The sequence below is a fragment of the Brevundimonas sp. EAKA genome (genome assembly GCF_000698025.1).
Lineage (GTDB): Bacteria > Pseudomonadota > Alphaproteobacteria > Caulobacterales > Caulobacteraceae > Brevundimonas > Brevundimonas mediterranea_A.
The window spans coordinates 1-3,064 of the sequence record NZ_JMQR01000207.1; the positions used below are offsets into that span (position 1 = coordinate 1).

The following is a 3,064-nucleotide window of genomic DNA, read 5'->3' on the forward strand; positions in this document are numbered from 1 at the left end:
GGCCATAGGACTGGGCGGCGGCGGGCAGGGCGGCCGAGGCGGCGGCGGCGAGGATGAGGGCGGGCAGGAAGACTTTCTTGTTCAGCATCGGATCGTTCCTTCTGGTGCGGGGCGCCCCGGCGGGGGCTGCGATGTCCCCAGAAAGCCATCTCCCGCCTGAGCCCGATCTGAACGCCGCGTTTCAGCCGCCGTTCATTTTTTCGGCGCAGGAAGACCCGTTCGCGCGATCTCTGTTATAGATGCGACGGACGTGCGGCTTTTCGGCCGTATCGCCCGTTTCCAAACACCCCGTTCAGCGGCTGTTCAGAGCCGGCCCCGTAGAAGCGACTTCATGAACCGCACCCGCGCCCTCCTGATCGCCGCCCTGATGGCCCTGGTCCCCGCGACCCAGGCCCTGGCGCAGTCGCGCGACCAGGACCGAGAGCGTCCGCAGCAGGACCAGCGCCGCGACGCCCCCTCGCGCGACCGACCCTCGGCCGACGGGCCGCGCGCCGATCTGGGCGCCGTGGTGCGCCGGGTCGGGGCCGGACGCGACGGACGCATGCTGGGCGTCAGCCCGCGCGGCGACACGGTGGTGGTGCGCTGGGAATATCCCGGCGGGCGGGTCGCTGATATTCGCGTGGACGCCCGCTCGGGCCGCGTGGTGGGAGAAGACTGACGATGCGTGTCCTGCTGGTTGAAGACGACGCCGACCTGTCGCGTCAGCTGAAGGGCGCCCTGGCCGACGCCGGCTATGCGGTGGACCACGCCGCCGACGGCGAAGAGGCCTGGTTCCTGGGCGACACCGAACCCTATGACGTGATCGTGCTGGACCTGGGCCTGCCCAAGATCGACGGGGTCTCGGTGCTGGAGCGCTGGCGGCGCGAGGGCAAGGCGACGCCGGTCCTGATCCTGACGGCGCGCGGCGCCTGGTCGGACAAGGTGTCGGGCTTCGATGCCGGGGCCGACGACTATCTGACCAAACCCTTCCATACCGAAGAACTGCTGGCGCGGTTGCGGGCCCTGCTGCGCCGCTCGGCCGGCATCGCTTCGGCCACCCTGTCGTGCGGCGGCCTGCGTCTTGACCCGCGCGCGGCCCGGGCCAATGTCAACGGCGAGCCCCTGCGCCTGACCTCGCTGGAGTACCGGCTGCTGCACTATATGATGATGCACCAGGGCCGGGTCATCAGCCGCACGGAGTTGGTCGAACATCTGTACGATCAGGACTTCGATCGGGATTCCAACACCATCGAGGTCTTCATCGGCCGGCTGCGCAAGAAGATCGGATCCGACCGGATCGAGACCGTGCGCGGTCTGGGCTATCGCCTGGCGCCCCTGACGGGCGAGTCCGAGGCGGCGTGATCACGCCGCAATGACCGAAACGGGGGCTGGGGCGCGTCGGACGCCGCCCGGCGGCTGGGGCCGCTGGTTCGGGCGGCCGGGCAGGTCGCTGACGCGGCGGCTGATCTGGCTGGCCGCCGGCTGGATTCTGCTGGCCCTGGTGGCGACCGGGTTCGTCCTGACCAACCAGTTCCAGGAATCGGCCCTGCGCCGCCTAGGAAACGTGCTGAGCGAGACCACCGACGAACTGGTGGTGCGCACGGTGACGGCGAGCGGCAAGGTGCTGACGCCCCAGATCATGGACGCCCCCACTCTGCGGGTGTTTTCCGGCAAGTACTGGATGACGGCCGAGCCGACCCTGGCCGGGGGCCTGCGGATCATCACCCGCTCGGACTCGCTGTACGGCGAGGACCTGACGGTGCCGGCGGACCTGCCGGGGCGGCTGGACGACGCCTATGGCCAGACCATCACCTATAACGCCACAGGCCCGGCGGGCGAGCCGCTGCGGGTGGCGGCCAGCATGAAGTCCCTGCCGGGACGGACGACGCCGGTGGTCTTCTTCGCGGCCATCGACCGGTCCAACGTCGACGTGGACACCCGGCAGTTCGCCACCCTGACCTGGGTCGCCCTGCTGATCCTGGGCTTCATCCTGGTGTCGGCGGTCTTCATTCAGGTTCAGGTCGGCTTGCGGCCCCTGTATGACCTGCGCAACGAGATCGCGGCCGTGCGCCACGGCCAGGCGGCGCGGATCGAACGGTCCTATCCGCTGGAGATCCAGCCCCTGGCCGAACAGGTCAACCGGCTGCTGGCCCATAACCAGGAGGTGGTCGAGCGCCAGCGGACCCATGTCGGCAACCTGGCCCATGCGCTGAAGACCCCGATCTCGGTCATGCTGGCCGAGGCGGGGACCGCCGAAGGCCCGCTGCCCGAACTGGTGCGGCGCCAGACCCGGGTCATGCAGGGCCAGGTCGACCACCATCTGCGCCGCGCCCGCGCCGCCGCCCGCGCCGCCCACGGCCTGGGCGAGACCACCCCCGTGCCCGAGGTGCTGGACGAGCTGGCGGTCATGATCGAACAGGTGTTCCGCGACAAGGGCGCCGAGATCGACTGGCGCGCGCCCGACGACCTGGCCTTCCTGGGCGAACGCCAGGACCTGCAGGAGATCCTGGGCAATCTGATCGAGAACGCGGCCAAGTTCAGCACCCGCCGCGTCCGCGTCTCGGCCGGCCAGAACGGCCTGGGCCAGATGGTGGTGGTGGTCGAGGACGACGGCCCCGGCCTGCCCGCCGACCAGCGCGAGACGGTGATGAAGCGCGGCGCCCGGCTGGACGAGAGCGCGCCCGGCTCAGGCCTGGGCCTGTCGATCGTCGAGGACCTGACGCGCGCCTATGGCGGGCGGCTGACCCTGGGCGACAGCGACATGGGCGGGTTGAAGGTCGTGCTGGAGCTGCCGGCGGCTCACGCCGCGCGCGCCTGAGCGCGGGAGCCATCGGCGGGCGGGGGGGCCGCCCCCCCCCCCCCCCCCCCCCCGCGCCCCCGGGAGCCGCCCCAGAAGCCCCGCCCCGCCCCCGGCACCCCGGTCTCGCTGTGCGGGGACCTGGCGGGCCGCCCGCGGGGGGCCTCCGCCCTGTTCCCCCGGGCTTTCACCCGCCTGTCAGCCCCGGCCGGCGGCGTCGGCCCCGTCAAGCGGATGATCCTGTCCGCGGACCTGACGGCGGCGCGCCGGGGCCTGAACAATCTGCTG

The 3,064-nt window shown here is 71.5% G+C and carries 3 protein-coding genes; all 3 read left to right on the top strand.

Features of this window, described 5'->3' with window-relative positions:
* Positions 1-331: 331 nt before the first annotated feature.
* Genes ER13_RS16725 through ER13_RS16735 form a run of 3 tightly spaced genes read left to right on the top strand, consistent with a single transcriptional unit; the run spans position 332 to position 2,797 of the window.
* Complete coding sequence (locus tag ER13_RS16725; RefSeq protein WP_008259736.1) at positions 332-658, top strand: hypothetical protein; 327 nt, start codon at positions 332-334, stop codon at positions 656-658.
* A 2-nt stretch (positions 659-660) separates the two neighbouring features.
* Positions 661-1,341 carry a response regulator transcription factor gene (locus tag ER13_RS16730; RefSeq protein WP_008263586.1) on the top strand — a complete coding sequence of 227 codons (681 nt, stop codon included), beginning with the start codon at positions 661-663 and terminating at the stop codon, positions 1,339-1,341.
* A gap of 10 nt (positions 1,342-1,351) precedes the next feature.
* On the top strand, positions 1,352-2,797 hold the full coding sequence (locus tag ER13_RS16735; protein WP_081836271.1) for a sensor histidine kinase: 1,446 nt from the start codon (positions 1,352-1,354) through the stop codon (positions 2,795-2,797).
* The last annotated feature ends 267 nt before the right edge of the window (positions 2,798-3,064 follow it).

Bases quoted from the DNA above. Each gene is read 5' to 3' on its own strand.
- ER13_RS16725 (WP_008259736.1), top strand. From the start codon at position 332: ATGAACCGCACCCGCGCCCTCCTGATCGCCGCCCTGATGGCCCTGGTC.
- ER13_RS16730 (WP_008263586.1), top strand. From the start codon at position 661: ATGCGTGTCCTGCTGGTTGAAGACGACGCCGACCTGTCGCGTCAGCTG.
- ER13_RS16735 (WP_081836271.1), top strand. From the start codon at position 1,352: ATGACCGAAACGGGGGCTGGGGCGCGTCGGACGCCGCCCGGCGGCTGG.